We start from the raw sequence: 14,864 nt of genomic DNA, 5'->3' as shown, positions 1-14,864 counted from the left end.
GGACGCGCTCCGGTGAATCTCGCACGCAAGACGATGAATGCCCCCGCGCTCGCCGCGGTGTACGAACGCGCATGGCGGCCGGCGCTGTTCTATCTCGCCAGTGGGCGGACGACCGCGTCCGACCGCCGTGACGCGGTCACCGCCCTGCGGCTCGGCGGCGCGCAGAAGGTGCTCGACATCGCCTGCGGACCGGGCAATTTCACCAGATACCTGAGTGAGGCGCTGTCCGGCGAGGGCTATGCGATCGGCGTGGACTACTCGGAGCCGATGCTGGCGCGCGCCGTCGCGGACAACGCCGGACCGCGCGTCGGGTATCTCCGCGGCGACGCGCGCAGGCTGCCGTTCGCGGACGGAACCTTCGACGCGGTCTGCTGTTTCGGCGCGCTCTACCTCATTCCGGACCCACTCGTCGCCGCTCGCGAGATGATTCGCGTTCTCGCTCCCGGTGGCCGGATCGCCATCACCACCAGCCACCGGGCGGCCAACCCCATCGGTGAGATGAGCCGCGTGGTCGGCGGTTTGAGCGGGCTGCGGGTGTTCGGCGCCCGGACCTTTCCCGCCCTGTTCGCCGAGGAGGGTTTGGTGGAGATCGACCAGCGGGTCCATCGCCTGCTCCAGTACGTCAGCGCGACGAAGCCCGCGCACTAGACCTCCGCGGTGACGGCCCGGATCAGGAACTCGAGCTTGTCCACGGTCCGATCGAGCGGAAGGGTGCTGCGCTCCACCCGGCACATCGCCACCGTGCCCTCGACCGCGGCGACGATCAGGGTGGCGGTCCGCTCGGCGTCGGCCTCGCTCGCGCCGTGGTCGCGCAACGACCGCGTCAGCAGACCGGTCCAGTTCTCGAACGCGGCCGCGGCGGCCCGCTGCGGCTCGTCGTCGTCCCCCGGGCCCTCGATCGCGACCGCGAGCACCGGGCAGCCGGCTTGGAAATCATTGTCCGCCAGAATCTTTCGCCACATGTCGACGAACGACCGCAATCCCGCGACCGGCCCGGCGGGCAGCCCTTGCGCGAGTTTGCGGGCGGCCAGCGCATCGGCGAAGCGCACGGCTTCGGCCGCCAGCTGCGCTTTGCCGCCGGGGAAGTAGTGGTAGGTGGATCCCAGCGGAGCCTGGGCGTGCTTGGCCAGTTCCCGCACGCTGGTCGCGTTCAGACCGCGGCGGCGGATCATGTCGGCCGCGCCTGCCACCATTCGATCCCGCGCCTGCGGCGTTTCGGCCACCTTTCTCCTCCCATGTTCATGACGACTGTCATAGCCTATCGCGCGCAGGCGTGCGCGCGGCCGTGCGCGGTGGAGCGTGACCCGCCACGCGCGGTCAGCCGATGTCCTGCAATACCCGGCGCTGCGGGTCACCGGTATCGCAGCCGGTTCCGACGATCAACGCGGTGACGGCGGGCGGGTGCGGGCCGTTGAGCAGGATGAGCACCGCGTCGCCGCCCTGGAACGCGATGTCGGCCGAGCCGAGGACGGTGCGGTCGAGCCCGTTCGCGTGGACACAGCGTTGCAGCGCTTCGGGGTCGGAGAGGGAGCCGCTGACGGCGTGGCGGCCCAGCGCGCCGAGGGCCATGGTGGCGGTGACTTCGTCATTTCCGATGGCGGGTCGCGCGGTGGGGGCTGGGCGGTCACGGCCGTCCATCGTCGAGACGGCCGAGCCGGCTGCGGCAAGGGCGACGATCGCCGCGGCTGCCGCGGCGAACCAGCGCGCCCTGGCGCGGCGATGCTCGTCGACAGCGACCGAGGGAGCCGTGCCGCGTTGGGAATATCCGATATCGAGCCGGGCCTCGCCCGCCCGCCCGCGCGCGATCGCGTGGACCGTGGTGTCCTGGGGTGATCGGAGCGCTTCGATGAATTCGGTCAGCCGGGCGGTGACGTCCTCGGGCATGGAGTGGATGACGCGTTCCTCCCGGCTCAGTGCACCCAATTCCGCGCTGATCTCATCCAGCCCGCGCAGATACCGCACCGCCTGCGGATCACGCGAGACGATCGGCCACAACTGCTCGCGCTGCGCGGCCGTCACATTGCCGGCATGCAGATCGGCCAGCAACCCCGGCGGGAACGGAGGCTGCGGCACCGTCCGGATCGCCATCGCACCTCCGTTGTTCGCGTCCGACATCGCACCGATCCCCTCACCCCCAGGCCCGCCTGTGCATCGTTCAAAAGGTCGTCACTGTTATTGGACGCATCCCGACTGCTCTCGGTTCCCCGGATCGCCGAGAAAATCCAATTGCTTTTTCAACCACTGCCGCGTATGGACGCACCGGCTTCGATCGTCCCATCGGGCACGGCGAGCAACCGCCCGCAAGCCGCTGTAAACAGCTCGGGGACAACGGATCTGTCACGCTCCCGGCGAATGCCAGCTAGCCTCACTCCACAAGATCGCGTATTCCAGCCAGAGGACCCCGCCATGAACAGTCCCCTACCCACGCCCGCGTCCGCCCGAGGAGAGGCCACCGGGGATCTGCTCGCGGGAAGGACCGCCGTTGTCACCGGGGCGAGCCGTGGCATCGGCCTGGCGATCGCGATCAGGTTCGCGTCGGAGGGGGCGAACGTCGCGATGATCGCCCGCACCCAGGAGCCGCACCCCAAGCTGCCCGGCACCATCCACACGGCCGCCGCGGAAGCGGAGGCCGCGGGTGGCGCGGTACTGCCGCTGGTGGCGGATGTCCGCGACGACAAGGCGATGGCGGAGGCGGTCGATCGGATCGCCGAGCGCTTCGGCGGCATCGACATCCTGGTCAACAACGCGGGTTCGGTCGATCTCACCGGCGCCGAGCAGATCGGCATGCAGCGCTACGACCACATGCAAGCCGTCAATCTCCGCGCGCCGTTCCTGCTGTCCAAGCTGGCGCTGCCGCATCTGCGCGCCGCGGCGACGGCCGGGCGGAATCCACATATCCTCGCCCTCTCCCCGCCGCTCAACATGAACCCCGAGCACGTGGGCAACGGCGTGGCCTACACCGTCTCCAAATACGGTGTCAGCATCGCCACCGTCGGTCTGGCACACGAGTTCCGGCCCTACGGCATCGCCGTGAACTCCCTGTGGCCGCGCACGAAGATCGACACCGCCGCGGTTCGCAATCTGCTCGGCGGCGCGGAAGCCGTCGCCGCGTCCCGCAACCCGTTCATCTGCGCGGACGCCGCTTTGCTGATCGTGACCAGCCCCGCCGCGACCTACACCGGCCGGCTCCTCCTCGACGAGGATGTCCTCGCTTCCCATGGCCGCACCGACCTGGACCACTACCGAGTCGTACCGGGCTCCGGCGCGCTCGCCAACGACCTTTTCATCGACGCGTAGAACACAACCGCGGAGATAGCCGAAGCACGCACCGCACTGACTTTTCGGCCTCGAGATCAGCTTGTTCCGCAGGCGTCGGCAGGAACCGCCGCGACCCACGGTGCGCGTAAGGCGATCCGCCGCGGTGGTGGCTCGCCGATGTCACGGCGCGGACGGGGCGGTCCCGAGATCGACCATGCGGTGCAGGATCGCGGGCGCCAAGGCCAATTCGAATTCGGTTCCGCTGCTTTCGAACACGAAGGCCAGGAAGTCGTCGCGCGGTACCGGGGCCAAGCGGACCGAGCACTGCTCCCCCACGACCACCCAGCCGCCGACGGTCAACTGATCGGACATCGCCCCTCCCACCCTTCGATACTTCCGACAAGTGGACTATGCCAGTTGCGGCACAGGAGTGTCAACGGCGGAAATCGGTCGCTGACCTGGCCGGATACTCGTGCTCCATGATCGGGCGGCCGGGCGGGTGGACGCTCTGGCGGTACTCCAGCGCGACGCCGCGGACGTCCAGACCGATGCGGTGCACGACCAGCACCGCCGCCGGATGCGGGAGCGCGAGACGGCGGCGTTCGTCATCCGTGGCCAGCCGGGCGCCGACGCTCTCACGCACGACTGCGGCGGCGCGGCCGATCACGGCCTCCAGATACCGCACGACTCCGCCCGGCACGGGCACCGTCCCGTGCACCAGCGTGGCGGCCGCGGCGAATTCACCGGGATACCAGCATGCGACCAGCCGAACCGCCCCGGAGCCGTTCTCGTACAACAGCTTCACACTGATCACCGGACTCGCCGTTGGGAGACCGAGCGATTCGGTGACCTCCTGCGGTCCTTCCACCATTTCAGCTCCCAGCACGGTCACCGAATCGGGCTGGGACGCGGACGATCCGTATCGGGGCGCGCTCTCGCGCATCAGCGCCGAGCGTTCGGCCACGTAGGTGCCCGACCCACGACGTGACGTGACGATTCCCTGCTGCCGCAGCGTGTTCAGCGCCTTGGCGGCGGTGGGCCGGGCGACCTTCCAGCGGACGGCGAGTTCGCGCTCGGACGGCACCTCGGCGCCGGGAGCCAACTCCCCACGCTCGATCAGATCCCGCAGATGCCCCGAGATCTGCAGATACTTCGGGACTACGCCATCGATTCCGGCCACCGGTCGCCTTCCCCACACCGCCCCTCGGACCGCTGGTCAGTGTAACAACGGCGGAGACGGGCGCAGAGGCCTTCACACAAGCCCGTACCGAGGCGGTCCGCCGCGCTGAACCGCCCGGTAAAGTGCGAATCCAGTACAGCGCGGTACGAACAGGACCGAGCGGAAGGGGGCTTCCACGTGGCGGTACCCGATACCGGACAGGGGACGGCGCGCGAGCTGTACGCGGCGGCCATCGGCGCGGGCGGGAGCGATAGGTTCGAGCTGGACACGGCGGTCGCGGAGAATCTCGCCGCCGCGTGCGACCAACTGGTCGACGATCTGGGCCGCGCGATGGCGGGCGAACACCTCGTCACCGAGGTGACCGGCTTCCCCGATCTGCCGACCGGGCACGGCCTCACCCGCGGGTTCTCCGCCAAGGGAAGGCAATACCTGGACACCCTGGCCGCGTTCCAGGAAACGGCGCTGCTGTTCAAGGCCGCATATCTCGCTGCGGCCAATCGGCTGGCCGACGCCGAGGCGGCGAATCAGGCCGCACTGCGGCTGGTCGCCGACTATCTGGAGCCCCGTTGAGCGCGCACCCGCGCGCCGGGACCGACTGAGGGGGACGACGGATGGCAGACTCCACGGCACGCGCCGCCGCCGACGGCATCCGGCAGGAACTGGCCGGATTCACCGACGACGCAACCGATCCCGCCTACGCGCCGGATCGGGAACTGTTCGGCGCCTACACCCACCAGCAGATCTGGGAGCTGGTGCACGAAGCGCTCGATCCGGCGGCATTGGGCCGGATCGCCGCGGCATGGCAGGCCAACGCGACCGCGGTGGCCGAAGCGTTCCAAGCCTTCTCCGATGCCACCAACCGGGAATTCGCGCGCTGGTCGGGCCGGGCAGCCGACGCCGCGGTGAGCGCGACCAGGCAGTTCGTCCGCGCGGGCGGGGATACGCACGACGTGTGCCGGGCGGTCGCTCGGCTGATGGAGTTGAATAGCGATGCCGCGCAGACGGTCCGGGGCGCGATCGCGCCGCCGCAGCGGTATCGGCCGCTGGCGGACCCGGCCGCAGAAGCGGTTTACGGTGGAAAACGTAGGATGGAACACGATAGTGCGGCGGCAGACATCGAAGCGGATGTCCGGGACACGATGACTTACGTCTACACCCCGACGATGCCCGCCACCGGCGACCGCGTTCCCCGATTCCCCCGGCCGCAGGAAGGTTCGGCGGCCGACAACGCACCCGGCGATCCGGATTCCGCGCGCGGAGGCGGCGCACGGTGAAATGGGTGCTCACCCCGGACGAGTTCACGCATGTCTGGACGAACGAAACGAGCCTGGACCGTAGGCCCTACCCGGTCAACATGGTCCCTTCGGCCACCGCGCGGACCGAGTCGGAGTACCACGCCCTCCATCTGCCGCAGCGCTTCGCCCGCCAAGCCGATCCTGATCTCGCCGCCGCGCTGGTGCTCTGCGCGCGCAACGACGCGACCACCATCACCGTCTCGGGCGAGCGTTCGGCGCTCTCGCGCAACGGCAGCGGGTCCGAGACCGAACGGATCCTCGCGTTCGCCGCGGTGGTGCACAACCACGCGGGCATCCTGGTCGCCACACCGGACCGGGTGACCGTACAGATGTGCCACGCCCGTGCCGTGGGCGAACGCTTGGTGCAGATCATCGGCTCGGCGCGACCGGGCAAGCTCGCCCCGATGCGGGAGCCGCAGGACGCGGTGCTGAATCCGGATCGCACCGAGCCGTTCGTCACCAACGGTCATCGCGGCGCGGCGAAGTTCCGCCAAACCCTGCGTAAGCCGGTGGACGGGCGTGGCTTCATCACCGTCACGGTGGAGCCGGAGAACCCGATGTCCCCGCCCACCCGCCATCGCACCTGGCTGGACTTCACCGGCGACGGTCGCTACTTGCTCACCACCGCGCACGATCTCATCCTCACCCCGGTGGCGGACGAGGAATTCGCCACCCAGTTACTGCGGCTCGCGCAAGTGTGACGTGGCCGAACCGCCACGCGGTTAGGTTGGAGCCATGCCGAAATTGTGGACGGTGCCGCCCACCGAGGCCATGCGAGCCGATGGCTTGCGCGTAGCCGAGCTGGACACCTCCGGGACGCCGGGGTTCACCGGCGGCAAGAAGGCGGGCGTGCCCTTGCTCGCCGAACGCGCCCAGGTGCTGTCGGATCTGCAGGAGAAGCTGTACGCCAACGGCCGGGCCGGCGGCGACCGGCGCAACGTGCTGCTGATCCTGCAAGGCATGGACACAGCGGGCAAGGGCGGCATCGTCCGGCACGTCATCGGATCGGTCGATCCGCAGGGCGTGGACCACGCCGCGTTCGGGGTGCCGACGCCGGAGGAGAGCCGCCATCACTATCTGTGGCGCATCCGGAAGGCACTGCCGCGCGCGGGTCAGCTCGGTGTGTTCGATCGCTCGCATTACGAGGACGTGCTCGTGGTGCGGGTACACAATCTGGTGCCGCCGACGGTGTGGGAGCCGCGCTACGACGAGATCAACGCGTTCGAGCAGGAATTGGTGGACGAGGGCACCTCGCTGGTGAAGGTGGCCATGTTCGTCTCGCTCGACGAACAGAAGCGGCGTCTGGCCGAGCGGCTGGAACGCACTGACAAATTCTGGAAGTTCAACCCGTCCGACATCGACGAGCGCGCGTTCTGGCCCGCTTACCAGGACGCGTACCAGGCGGTGCTGGACCGCACGTCCACCGAGTACGCGCCCTGGCATGTCGTGCCCGCCGACCGCAAGTGGTTCTCCCGCCTCGCCGTCACCGAGTTGCTGATCGCGGCCCTCGAGCGGCTCGACCTCGACTGGCCCCCGGCGACCTTCGACGTCGAACAGCAGAAGCGGCGGCTGGCGCGGGCATAACGTCAGCGGACCAGCGGCCTGACCTCCTCCGCCACGAAGCGGATGAACGCGGCCGGGTCGGTGTCGTCGGCGGTGGTCTGCAGGACGACCGTGTCGGCGCCCGCCTCGGCCAGCCGCGTGACGGCTCCGGCGACCGCGTGCGCGTCACCGGCGACGCCCGCGCCGGGCGCGTGCTCCGGCGTCCGTTCGGCGGCCAGGCGAGCCTCGGCGTCCGGACCGGTCACCGCGAGTAGATTCGCGATCACCTCGTGCCGGTCGGTGCGGCCCGCGGCGGCGCGACCCGCATCGATCAGCGTGCGGGCGGCGCGTACGCCGTCGGCGTCGGTGACGGAATCGAGCAGGGTGCCGTCGGCGTGCTCGCCGGACAGCCGGATCGACCGTGGGCCGCGCGCGCCCGCGTAGACCTTCGGCGCTCGAGCGGGCGGCCAGTCCAGTGCGACGGCGTCGAGGCGCACGTAGCGCCCCGAGGTGGTGACCCGCTCACCGGCCAGTAGCGCGCGCAGCGCGGACAGGTGCTCGCCGAGCAGGGTCACCGGCGACTCCACGCGTGCGCCGACTTGCCCCATCCAGCTCTGGACGCCGTGCCCGACACCGAGGATCAGCCTGTCGGGGAACAGCCGATGCAGCGTCGCCGCTTCCATGGCGGTGAGCGCGACGTTGCGCAACGGTACGGGCAACAGCCCGATGCCGACGCGCAGCCGTTCGGTCCAGGCCAGCGCGGCTGCGGCGGTGGCGATCCCGCTTTCCAGAAAGCAGTCCTCCCACAGCCACAATTCCTCCAGCCCCGTCGTCTCGGCCACGCGGGTCGCCTCGCGGAGCAGTTCGGGGGGATTTTGCGGGCGGAACACAACACCGAGAACAGTCATCCCACCATTCATACCGCCTGCCCCCGGCCGTATCGGCGCCTTCCGAAGCGCCGCTACGCCCTGTTTTACGGAATCTCTCAGGTAGGCCGACGATGATGGCGGCTGTGGGCCGATCACGCGGGGAGATGGTCGGCGGATCTACGATCGTGGCGGCAGAAACCGTCCGGCGAGCGAAAGGCGTGGTGAGCGCACGGTGAGCAAGAACCAGGGTGGGAAGTCGAACCCGCTGCTGGCGGCGGAACGCGCCGACCGCAACCGCAAGATCTTGATCCAGGTGGGCGTCGCCGCCGTGCTCGTCGCGCTGATCGCGGCGATCGGCATCGGCATCGCGGTGAAGAAGGCGCACAAGGACGATCCCGGCCCCGCTCCGTCCATCGCCGCCACCGGCACCGCGAATGCGGGCCCCGTACCCGCCTCGATCACCGACAACGGCGCCGTCCGCGTCGGCAAGCCGGACGCGAAGGTCACCGTGCGGGTCGTCGCCGACCTCCAGTGCCCCGCGTGCAAGGCCTTCGAGGCGGCCAATGGACAGGTGCTCGAGGAAGCGGTGGCCAACGGCACCGCGGTGGTCGAGTACAACATCATCGCCTTCCTGGACAAGGCGTCCACCACGCGCTACTCCTCGCGCGCGGCCAACGCCGCCTACTGCGTCGCGGAGGCCGACCCGTCGAAGTACCAGGCCTGGCTGAAGACAATGTTCGCCCAGCAGCCCCCGGAGGGCGGCGCGGGCCTGACCGACGATCAGCTGGTCCAGATCGCCAAGAGCGCCGGTTACACCGACGACGCGATCGCCCAGTGCATCACCGACCACAAGTACGACAAGTACGTCCAGGCCCGCACCAAGGAAGTGCTGGACAGCGGTATCCAGTCGACCCCGTCGGTGTTCGTCAACGGCAAGAAGGTCGAGTCCAGCCAGCAGGTCTTCGGCGCAGGCGGTCTCGCACCCGTGATCAGCGCCGCCGCGGGCCAGTGATCACCGCGGGGCCCCGGGCCGCGTGGGTCCTGTTGATCGGTGGGCTGGCCGGCTGGCTGGCCGCCGTGGCGCTGACCGTGGAACGGTTCAAGCTGTTCACCGATCCCGGCTACACGCCGTCGTGCAGCATCAACCCGATCCTGTCCTGCGGGTCGGTGATGGTGACCGATCAGGCCGCGGTTTTCGGGTTCCCGAACCCGCTGATCGGCATCGTCGGGTTCACGGTCGTCGTCACGCTCGGCGTGCTGTCGGTAGCCGGGGTCGGCTTCCCGCGCTGGGTCTGGGGCGGGCTGTGGCTGGGCACCCTGCTCGGGGTCGGCTTCATCTGCTGGCTCATCTTCCAGAGCCTGTACCGGATCAACGCGCTGTGCCCGTACTGCATGGTGGTGTGGGCGATCATCACGCCGCTGCTCGCGGTGTGCACCGATCAGCTGTGGGGGCGCTCGCGCGGTCCGCTGGGGGTGCTCGCCGAGTGGCGCTGGACGATCGTCGCGCTGTTCTACGCGGTCGTGCTGCTGCTGGTGTTCCTGCGCTTCCAGGACTACTGGCTGTCGCTGGTCTGATCCGGATCAGTTCGGCGGCCCCGCGACCAGCGCCACCGGCACCGTGCGCGCGCCGCCCGCGCCGGTGACGCCCAATCGGACGGTCTCGTTGGGCTTGCGCCTGTTCAGCGCGATGCGCAGCGACTGCGCGTTGCTGACGGTGTGGTCGTCGAGCGAGGTGATCACGTCCCCGGCGGCCAGACCGGCGGTATAGGCGGGCATGCCGTAGATCGCCATGTCCACACGCGCTCCGGTACCGGCCGGAAGCGCGTTGGAGACGAGCACGCCGAGCGTGGCCGTTGGGCCGATGTGCACGGTGTCGGTCGGGGTGCCGGAGCGAATCTGCTGGACCACTCGCATCGCGGCATCGATCGGCACCGCGTAGCCGTTGGCCGGGTGGTCGGCCGTGCGCGCCCCGTCGCCCGACGCCGCCGCGATGACGCCGACGACGGACGCCTTGTGATCGACCAGGGCTCCGCCGGACTGTCCCGGCGTGACCGCCGCCGCGACCTCGAGCATCCCGTTGAGCGCCTTGCGCGACAGATCGGCGGCGTTGATCGCCACGATCGCGCTGTCCAGGTCGGTGAGCGGGCCGTGCACCGCGGTGGGCGTGCCGCCGGTCCCGCCCGCGTTGCCGATCGCCAAGAGCTCCTCACGCAGCCGCAATCCGGCCGAACTGCCGATGGTCGCGGTCGGCAGCGCGTTGGCCGCGGCCAAGTCCAGCAGGGCGATGTCGGCGTCGGCGTCGTAGCCGAGCACCGCCGCGTCGTAGACCTTGCCGTTGCCCACGTCGGTGACGGTCACGGTGTCCGCGCCCTTGACCACGTGGTGGCTGGTGAGCACCTCGCCGTCGGCGGTGAGGACGATGCCGGAGCCCGCGGCACCTGGCCCGGATCGCTCGGCAGAGGCGTTGATGTTGACCAGCGCCGGGCGCACCACCGCGGTGACGAGTCCCGCGTCGAGCGGCTCGGGCGGGACGAACGCGACGGAGGCCGCCGTCCCGGCGGGGCCGGGCCGGTCGCGGTCCGGGAGATCGCCGCGATACCCGAGGAACGCGGCGACCACGAGCATGAGGGTGACGACCAGCACGAACACCCGGCCACCACCGGGCGCGCGACGCGCCCCGATCCACTGCTGCCGTTTTTCGTCCATGGCTCTCCCGCCTCGGCCGAACCTCCCGAATCCATTGTCGCCGGTGCGCGCCGCCGAAGATCATCGAACCGTGCAGCCCGCCGGAAAAATAGCTCGTGAGCGTGCCTTTTCCGTGTCACAGTTGGCAACCGCACCCATGCGACGGTAGGCATGTCCTCATGAGTACTGCCGCCGCCTATGCCCTGTCCACCGCCGATGGCTCGTTCGAGAAGGTCACGATCCACCGCAGGGACCTGGGTCCACGCGACGTGCTGATCGACATCAAGTTCGCGGGCATCTGCCACTCCGACATCCACACCGCCCGCAACGAGTGGGGCAGAACCCGCTACCCCTGCGTGCCGGGCCACGAGATCGCGGGCGTGGTCGCCGCGGTCGGATCCGCGGTCACCAAGCACCGGGTCGGCGACCGCGTCGGCGTCGGCTGCATGGTCGATTCCTGTGGGGTCTGCGCGCCCTGTCTCGCCGACGAGGAGCAGTACTGCACCGCGGGCGCGACCATGACCTACAACACCCCGGTCGATCCGGCGGTGGAGCCCGGCGGCCACACCCTCGGCGGGTACGCCACGCAGATCGTGGTGACCGAGAACTTCGTGGTCGCCATCCCCGAAGGGATCGGCCTGGACGTCGCGGCGCCACTGCTGTGCGCGGGCGTCACGCTGTACTCGCCGCTGCGGCACTGGGGCGCTGGGCCGGCCAAGAAGGTCGCGATCATCGGCATGGGCGGACTCGGCCACGTCGGGGTCAAACTCGCGGCCGCGATGGGCGCCGAGGTCACGGTGCTGAGCCACTCGCTGAGCAAACAGGACGACGGCAAGCTCTTCGGCGCCACCAACTACTACGCGACCAGCGACAAACAGACCTTCCGCGAGTTGCGCGGCCGGTTCGACCTGATCCTCAACACGGTGTCGGCGAACCTGCCCATGGACGACTATCTGCGCCTGTTGAACCTGGACGGCACCCTGGTGGTCCTCGGCCTGCCCGAGAAGCCCCTGAGCGTCAAGGCGCTCAACCTCGCCGGGTACCGCCGCTCCCTGGCGGGCTCGATGATCGGCGGCATCGCGCAGACCCAGGAGATGCTGAACTTCTGCGCCGAGCACGGCATCGGCGCCGAGATCGAGCTGATCGCCGCCGACGAGATCGACGGCGCCTACGACCGGGTGGTGGCCAGCGACGTGCGCTACCGGTTCGTCATCGACGTCTCCACCATGTGAGCCCGCTCGCTCCACCGGTGCGGCCGCGCGGTGTCGTGCGCGAACCGGTCGTCGCGTGGGTACCTTGGCCTTGTGCCTGCGGAGGACGAAGACGAGACGCCACGACCGGCCATCGCCGCAAGCGGCATGCCGCCGTGGCTGCCGCGCGCGTTCCTGCTCGCCGCGGCGACGGTCACCGGGTTGCTGGCGGCCTTCTGGGTGCTCGAGCGACTGCGGAGTCTGCTGACGATTCTGCTCGTCTCGCTGTTTCTCGCCTTCGCGATCGAACCGGCGGTGAACTGGCTGGCGCGGCGCGGCATGCGGCGTGGTCCGGCGACCGGATTGGTGTTCCTCGTCCTGACCGCACTCGTCGTCGGCTTCTTCTGGACGCTCGGAGCGCTGCTGGTCGAGCAGGTCACCACGTTGGTGCAGCACGCCCCCGAATACGCCGACCGCGGCGTGGACTGGATCAATCACACCTTCCACAAGGACCTGTCCAGTACGGACATCCAGAAGTACGCCACCGACTGGAGCTCGACCCTGGAGGGCTACCTCACCGGATTGGCGGGCAACGTCTGGGGCATCGGCACGGCCGCGATCGGCGCGCTCTTCCAGATCCTCGGCATCCTGCTGTTCACGTACTACTTCGCCGCCGACGGTCCCCGGATCCGCACCGCCGTCTGCTCGCTCCTGCCGCCGCGCCGCCAGCGGCATGTGTTGCGCGCCTGGGACATCGCGGTGGACAAGACCGGCGGCTACATCTACTCGCGCGCACTGCTCGCGCTCGCTTCGACACTCGCGCACTACGTCATGCTGCGGCTGCTGGACGTGCCGTCGGCGTTCGCCCTCGCGCTGTGGGTCGGTGTGGTCTCGCAGTTCATCCCCACGGTCGGCACGTATCTCGCCGGTGCGCTTCCGGTGATCGTCGGTCTGGTGCACGGGCCGAGCACGGCGCTGTGGATCCTCGGCTTCATCGTGCTCTACCAGCAGTTCGAGAACTACGTGCTGCAACCGCGCATCACCGCGACCACCCTGGACATGCACCCCGCCGTGGCCTTCGGCGCGGTGCTGGCGGGCGCGGCGCTGCTCGGCGCCACGGGCGCGTTGCTCGCCATTCCGGTCACCGCGACGGTGCAGGCGTTCTCCGGCGCCTACATCCGCCGCTATGACGTCCCGGCCGACGTAGAGGCCGACATCGATCGCCGGACCGGCTCACCCAAGCGCCGCCGGAAGTTCGCCAGGAAGTTGACCATTCGCCTGGCCGACCGTCACGAGCCGCCCGCGGAGTGAGACCGCGACCGGAGCCGATCGCGGGCGTCGCCGGCCTGTCGAGTTCGTACCCGCCCCATCCCGCTTGCGTCGTGGCATCTGCACTGGCAGGCCATCGGAGGGAACCGGCGACGGCGCGTGGCTAGGCGGCGCGAACGGCGGCCAACGTCCGGGTCAGCGCCTGGCTCACCGCGCCCAGCTGCGACCGGCTGTGCCGTGCGGTGTCGTACTCCACCTGGATGGTCATCCGGTCGCCGACCGTGAACACCGTCAGCTTCGGCGGCATGCCCACCGTCATGGCGAAGACGTCGTTGCGGACGATACGCAGCCCCGGTGGGGTCGAGAACGCGGGCAGGCGACCGATATTGGAGATGGCGAAGGTGTTCGGCGAGGAGAACAGCGCGGCGGTCACCGGGTCGGTGACCCGCTGGGCGGCGAGCATCACCAGCAGTGCTTCTCTGCGCTCGACCGAGGCGCGCATGCCCGACGCCACCGTATGCGCCAGCGCGATCGGATCGGCTTCCGGTTCTACGAGCGCGTAGGTGCCCACTCCCGACACGCAGTTCAGTACGGTGCTCGCGGGCAGCCGCGGCACGAGTTCCGCGCGCACGTCGACCGCGTGACCGCAGATCATCGGCAGCGCTCCCGCCGACGGCTCCAGCTCCGCGCGGAAGGCGGCGAGCGCCGCTCCGGTGACCAAGCTGTTCACCGAGACACCGTGGAGGCGGGCGGCGGCGATCACCGCGGCGGTCTCGCTCTCGTCCAGTTCGATCCGGTCCAGGGTCAACCGCTTCGGCCGGTGCGCGCCGTCGCCGAGCTCGGGCAGGTGCCGTGGCGCGAGATCCGGGCTCATCATGGCCACGCCCGCGCTCATCAGGTCGAGCAGGCCCGCGACCTCCTCGTCGGAGACGATCCGCGCCAGCCCGGTGTCCATTGCCTCGGGCAAGCGTTGATCCGGATTCGCCTGTGGCGCAGGCGCGCCCGTCACCTGCGCGGTGTAGCGCTCCCACAGCTCGGCGAGCAGCGCGAAAGCGGATCTGCCGTCGGCGATTCCGTGGTGGATGACCAGCACGATCCGATCGTGGTCGCCGTCGCGCAGGAGATGCGCGTGGAACAACCCGCCGGTCCAGTCCTGGGGGGTATTCACCAATTCCAGGTACTCCGGCTCGCCGCCCTCGGTGATCGTCAAGCGCGGCCGATAGGACTCGTCGCGCCGGAAGCATTTCGCGCCTTCGGCGTCGATCACCTGGCTGCGCAGTAGTGGGTGCGCGGCCGCCAGTTCGGCGAGGACGCGGCGCAGCGCGGACACGTCGAGGACGCCTTGCACGGTCGAACCGATGAACAGCGGCATGCCACCCACCGGGATGCTGCCGATTCTGGTGTCGGAGCCGAAGTAGCTGCTTTCGAAGGGGGACAGGGGGCGGTGATCGGTCATCATCTCGTTCCTTCTCATGCGGACGCACCCCACCATACGTACGTTTGAAACGCTTGTCACATACGCCTGTTTGAAACGTACGTTATAAACGCACGTATGGCCCCTTGCTAAGGTGCTGGA

General features: G+C 69.5%; 17 protein-coding genes. 10 read left to right on the top strand and 7 right to left on the bottom strand.

All coding sequences use genetic code 11. From position 1 onward, the window contains the following. Window positions 1-12 precede the first annotated feature (12 nt). Window positions 13-648: a class I SAM-dependent methyltransferase gene (locus ACIHAX_RS24110; protein ID WP_364424360.1), complete on the top strand. Its 636-nt coding sequence runs from the start codon at window positions 13-15 to the stop codon at window positions 646-648. Here the strand turns inward: ACIHAX_RS24110 and ACIHAX_RS24105 are convergent. Together ACIHAX_RS24105 and ACIHAX_RS24100 are read right to left on the bottom strand one after the other, a co-directional pair. Further along, window positions 645-1,193: a TetR/AcrR family transcriptional regulator gene (locus ACIHAX_RS24105; protein ID WP_397279689.1), complete on the bottom strand. Its 549-nt coding sequence runs from the start codon at window positions 1,191-1,193 to the stop codon at window positions 645-647. The genes ACIHAX_RS24110 and ACIHAX_RS24105 overlap by 4 nt on opposite strands. 124 nt (window positions 1,194-1,317) lie before the next feature. Beyond that, on the bottom strand, window positions 1,318-2,088 hold the full coding sequence (locus ACIHAX_RS24100; RefSeq protein WP_397279656.1) for a hypothetical protein: 771 nt from the start codon (window positions 2,086-2,088) through the stop codon (window positions 1,318-1,320). A gap of 318 nt (window positions 2,089-2,406) precedes the next feature. On the opposite strand from ACIHAX_RS24100, the gene ACIHAX_RS24095 reads away from it, so the two are divergent. Further along, window positions 2,407-3,297 carry an SDR family oxidoreductase gene (locus ACIHAX_RS24095; protein WP_397279654.1) on the top strand — a complete coding sequence of 297 codons (891 nt, stop codon included), beginning with the start codon at window positions 2,407-2,409 and terminating at the stop codon, window positions 3,295-3,297. Between the two features lie 141 nt (window positions 3,298-3,438). On the opposite strand, the gene ACIHAX_RS24090 is transcribed toward ACIHAX_RS24095, so the two are convergent. Next, window positions 3,439-3,630 (bottom strand): hypothetical protein, encoded by a 192-nt coding sequence (locus ACIHAX_RS24090; protein WP_356962625.1) that lies wholly within the window; start codon window positions 3,628-3,630, stop codon window positions 3,439-3,441. 61 nt (window positions 3,631-3,691) lie between these two features. Continuing rightward, window positions 3,692-4,438, bottom strand: coding sequence for a GntR family transcriptional regulator (locus tag ACIHAX_RS24085; RefSeq protein WP_397279652.1), 747 nt, complete (start codon window positions 4,436-4,438; stop codon window positions 3,692-3,694). A gap of 177 nt (window positions 4,439-4,615) precedes the next feature. Here ACIHAX_RS24085 and ACIHAX_RS24080 point away from each other — a divergent pair, with 177 nt between their 5' ends. The 4 genes from ACIHAX_RS24080 to ACIHAX_RS24065 are packed head-to-tail and all read left to right on the top strand — an operon-like array spanning window position 4,616 to window position 7,317. Beyond that, a complete protein-coding gene (locus tag ACIHAX_RS24080) occupies window positions 4,616-5,008 on the top strand; it encodes a hypothetical protein (RefSeq protein ID WP_397279650.1) in 393 nt (130 codons plus the stop codon). A 41-nt stretch (window positions 5,009-5,049) separates the two neighbouring features. Continuing rightward, on the top strand, window positions 5,050-5,712 hold the full coding sequence (locus tag ACIHAX_RS24075; protein ID WP_355071862.1) for a hypothetical protein: 663 nt from the start codon (window positions 5,050-5,052) through the stop codon (window positions 5,710-5,712). Further along, window positions 5,709-6,434 carry an ESX secretion-associated protein EspG gene (locus ACIHAX_RS24070; RefSeq protein WP_355071861.1) on the top strand — a complete coding sequence of 242 codons (726 nt, stop codon included), beginning with the start codon at window positions 5,709-5,711 and terminating at the stop codon, window positions 6,432-6,434. Before ACIHAX_RS24075 ends, ACIHAX_RS24070 begins: the two co-directional genes overlap by 4 nt. A 34-nt stretch (window positions 6,435-6,468) precedes the next feature. Continuing rightward, window positions 6,469-7,317, top strand: a complete 849-nt coding sequence (locus ACIHAX_RS24065; protein ID WP_355071859.1) for a polyphosphate kinase 2 family protein — start codon at window positions 6,469-6,471, stop codon at window positions 7,315-7,317. Window positions 7,318-7,319: 2 nt separating this feature from the next. On the opposite strand, the gene ACIHAX_RS24060 is transcribed toward ACIHAX_RS24065, so the two are convergent. Continuing rightward, entirely contained in the window at window positions 7,320-8,183 is an 864-nt protein-coding gene (locus tag ACIHAX_RS24060) for an LLM class flavin-dependent oxidoreductase (RefSeq protein ID WP_397279648.1), read from the bottom strand. A gap of 193 nt (window positions 8,184-8,376) precedes the next feature. Here ACIHAX_RS24060 and ACIHAX_RS24055 point away from each other — a divergent pair, with 193 nt between their 5' ends. Together ACIHAX_RS24055 and ACIHAX_RS24050 are read left to right on the top strand one after the other, a co-directional pair. Then, a complete protein-coding gene (locus tag ACIHAX_RS24055; protein WP_356962631.1) occupies window positions 8,377-9,156 on the top strand; it encodes a thioredoxin domain-containing protein in 780 nt (259 codons plus the stop codon). Further along, window positions 9,153-9,719: a vitamin K epoxide reductase family protein gene (locus tag ACIHAX_RS24050; RefSeq protein WP_355071856.1), complete on the top strand. Its 567-nt coding sequence runs from the start codon at window positions 9,153-9,155 to the stop codon at window positions 9,717-9,719. The genes ACIHAX_RS24055 and ACIHAX_RS24050 overlap by 4 nt, the downstream gene beginning before the upstream one ends. 6 nt (window positions 9,720-9,725) lie before the next feature. Here ACIHAX_RS24050 and ACIHAX_RS24045 read toward each other — a convergent pair whose 3' ends face one another. Further along, window positions 9,726-10,850 carry a trypsin-like peptidase domain-containing protein gene (locus tag ACIHAX_RS24045; RefSeq protein WP_364424376.1) on the bottom strand — a complete coding sequence of 375 codons (1,125 nt, stop codon included), beginning with the start codon at window positions 10,848-10,850 and terminating at the stop codon, window positions 9,726-9,728. A 158-nt stretch (window positions 10,851-11,008) separates the two neighbouring features. On the opposite strand from ACIHAX_RS24045, the gene ACIHAX_RS24040 reads away from it, so the two are divergent. Both ACIHAX_RS24040 and ACIHAX_RS24035 read left to right on the top strand, forming a co-directional pair. After that, on the top strand, window positions 11,009-12,061 hold the full coding sequence (locus tag ACIHAX_RS24040) for an NAD(P)-dependent alcohol dehydrogenase (protein WP_364424378.1): 1,053 nt from the start codon (window positions 11,009-11,011) through the stop codon (window positions 12,059-12,061). A 72-nt stretch (window positions 12,062-12,133) separates the two neighbouring features. After that, entirely contained in the window at window positions 12,134-13,330 is a 1,197-nt protein-coding gene (locus tag ACIHAX_RS24035; RefSeq protein ID WP_355071851.1) for an AI-2E family transporter, read from the top strand. A 121-nt stretch (window positions 13,331-13,451) separates the two neighbouring features. Here ACIHAX_RS24035 and ACIHAX_RS24030 read toward each other — a convergent pair whose 3' ends face one another. After that, the gene (locus ACIHAX_RS24030; RefSeq protein WP_397279645.1) at window positions 13,452-14,762 is read right to left on the bottom strand and encodes a hypothetical protein; all 1,311 of its coding nucleotides are present in this window, start codon (window positions 14,760-14,762) and stop codon (window positions 13,452-13,454) included. Between the last annotated feature and the right edge of the window lie 102 nt (window positions 14,763-14,864).

The organism is Nocardia sp. NPDC051929 (assembly GCF_044548645.1).
In the GTDB taxonomy this organism is placed as follows: domain Bacteria; phylum Actinomycetota; class Actinomycetes; order Mycobacteriales; family Mycobacteriaceae; genus Nocardia; species Nocardia sichangensis.
The sequence above is the reverse complement of the archived record's forward strand: the minus strand, read 5'-3'. Positions and strand labels throughout refer to the sequence as shown.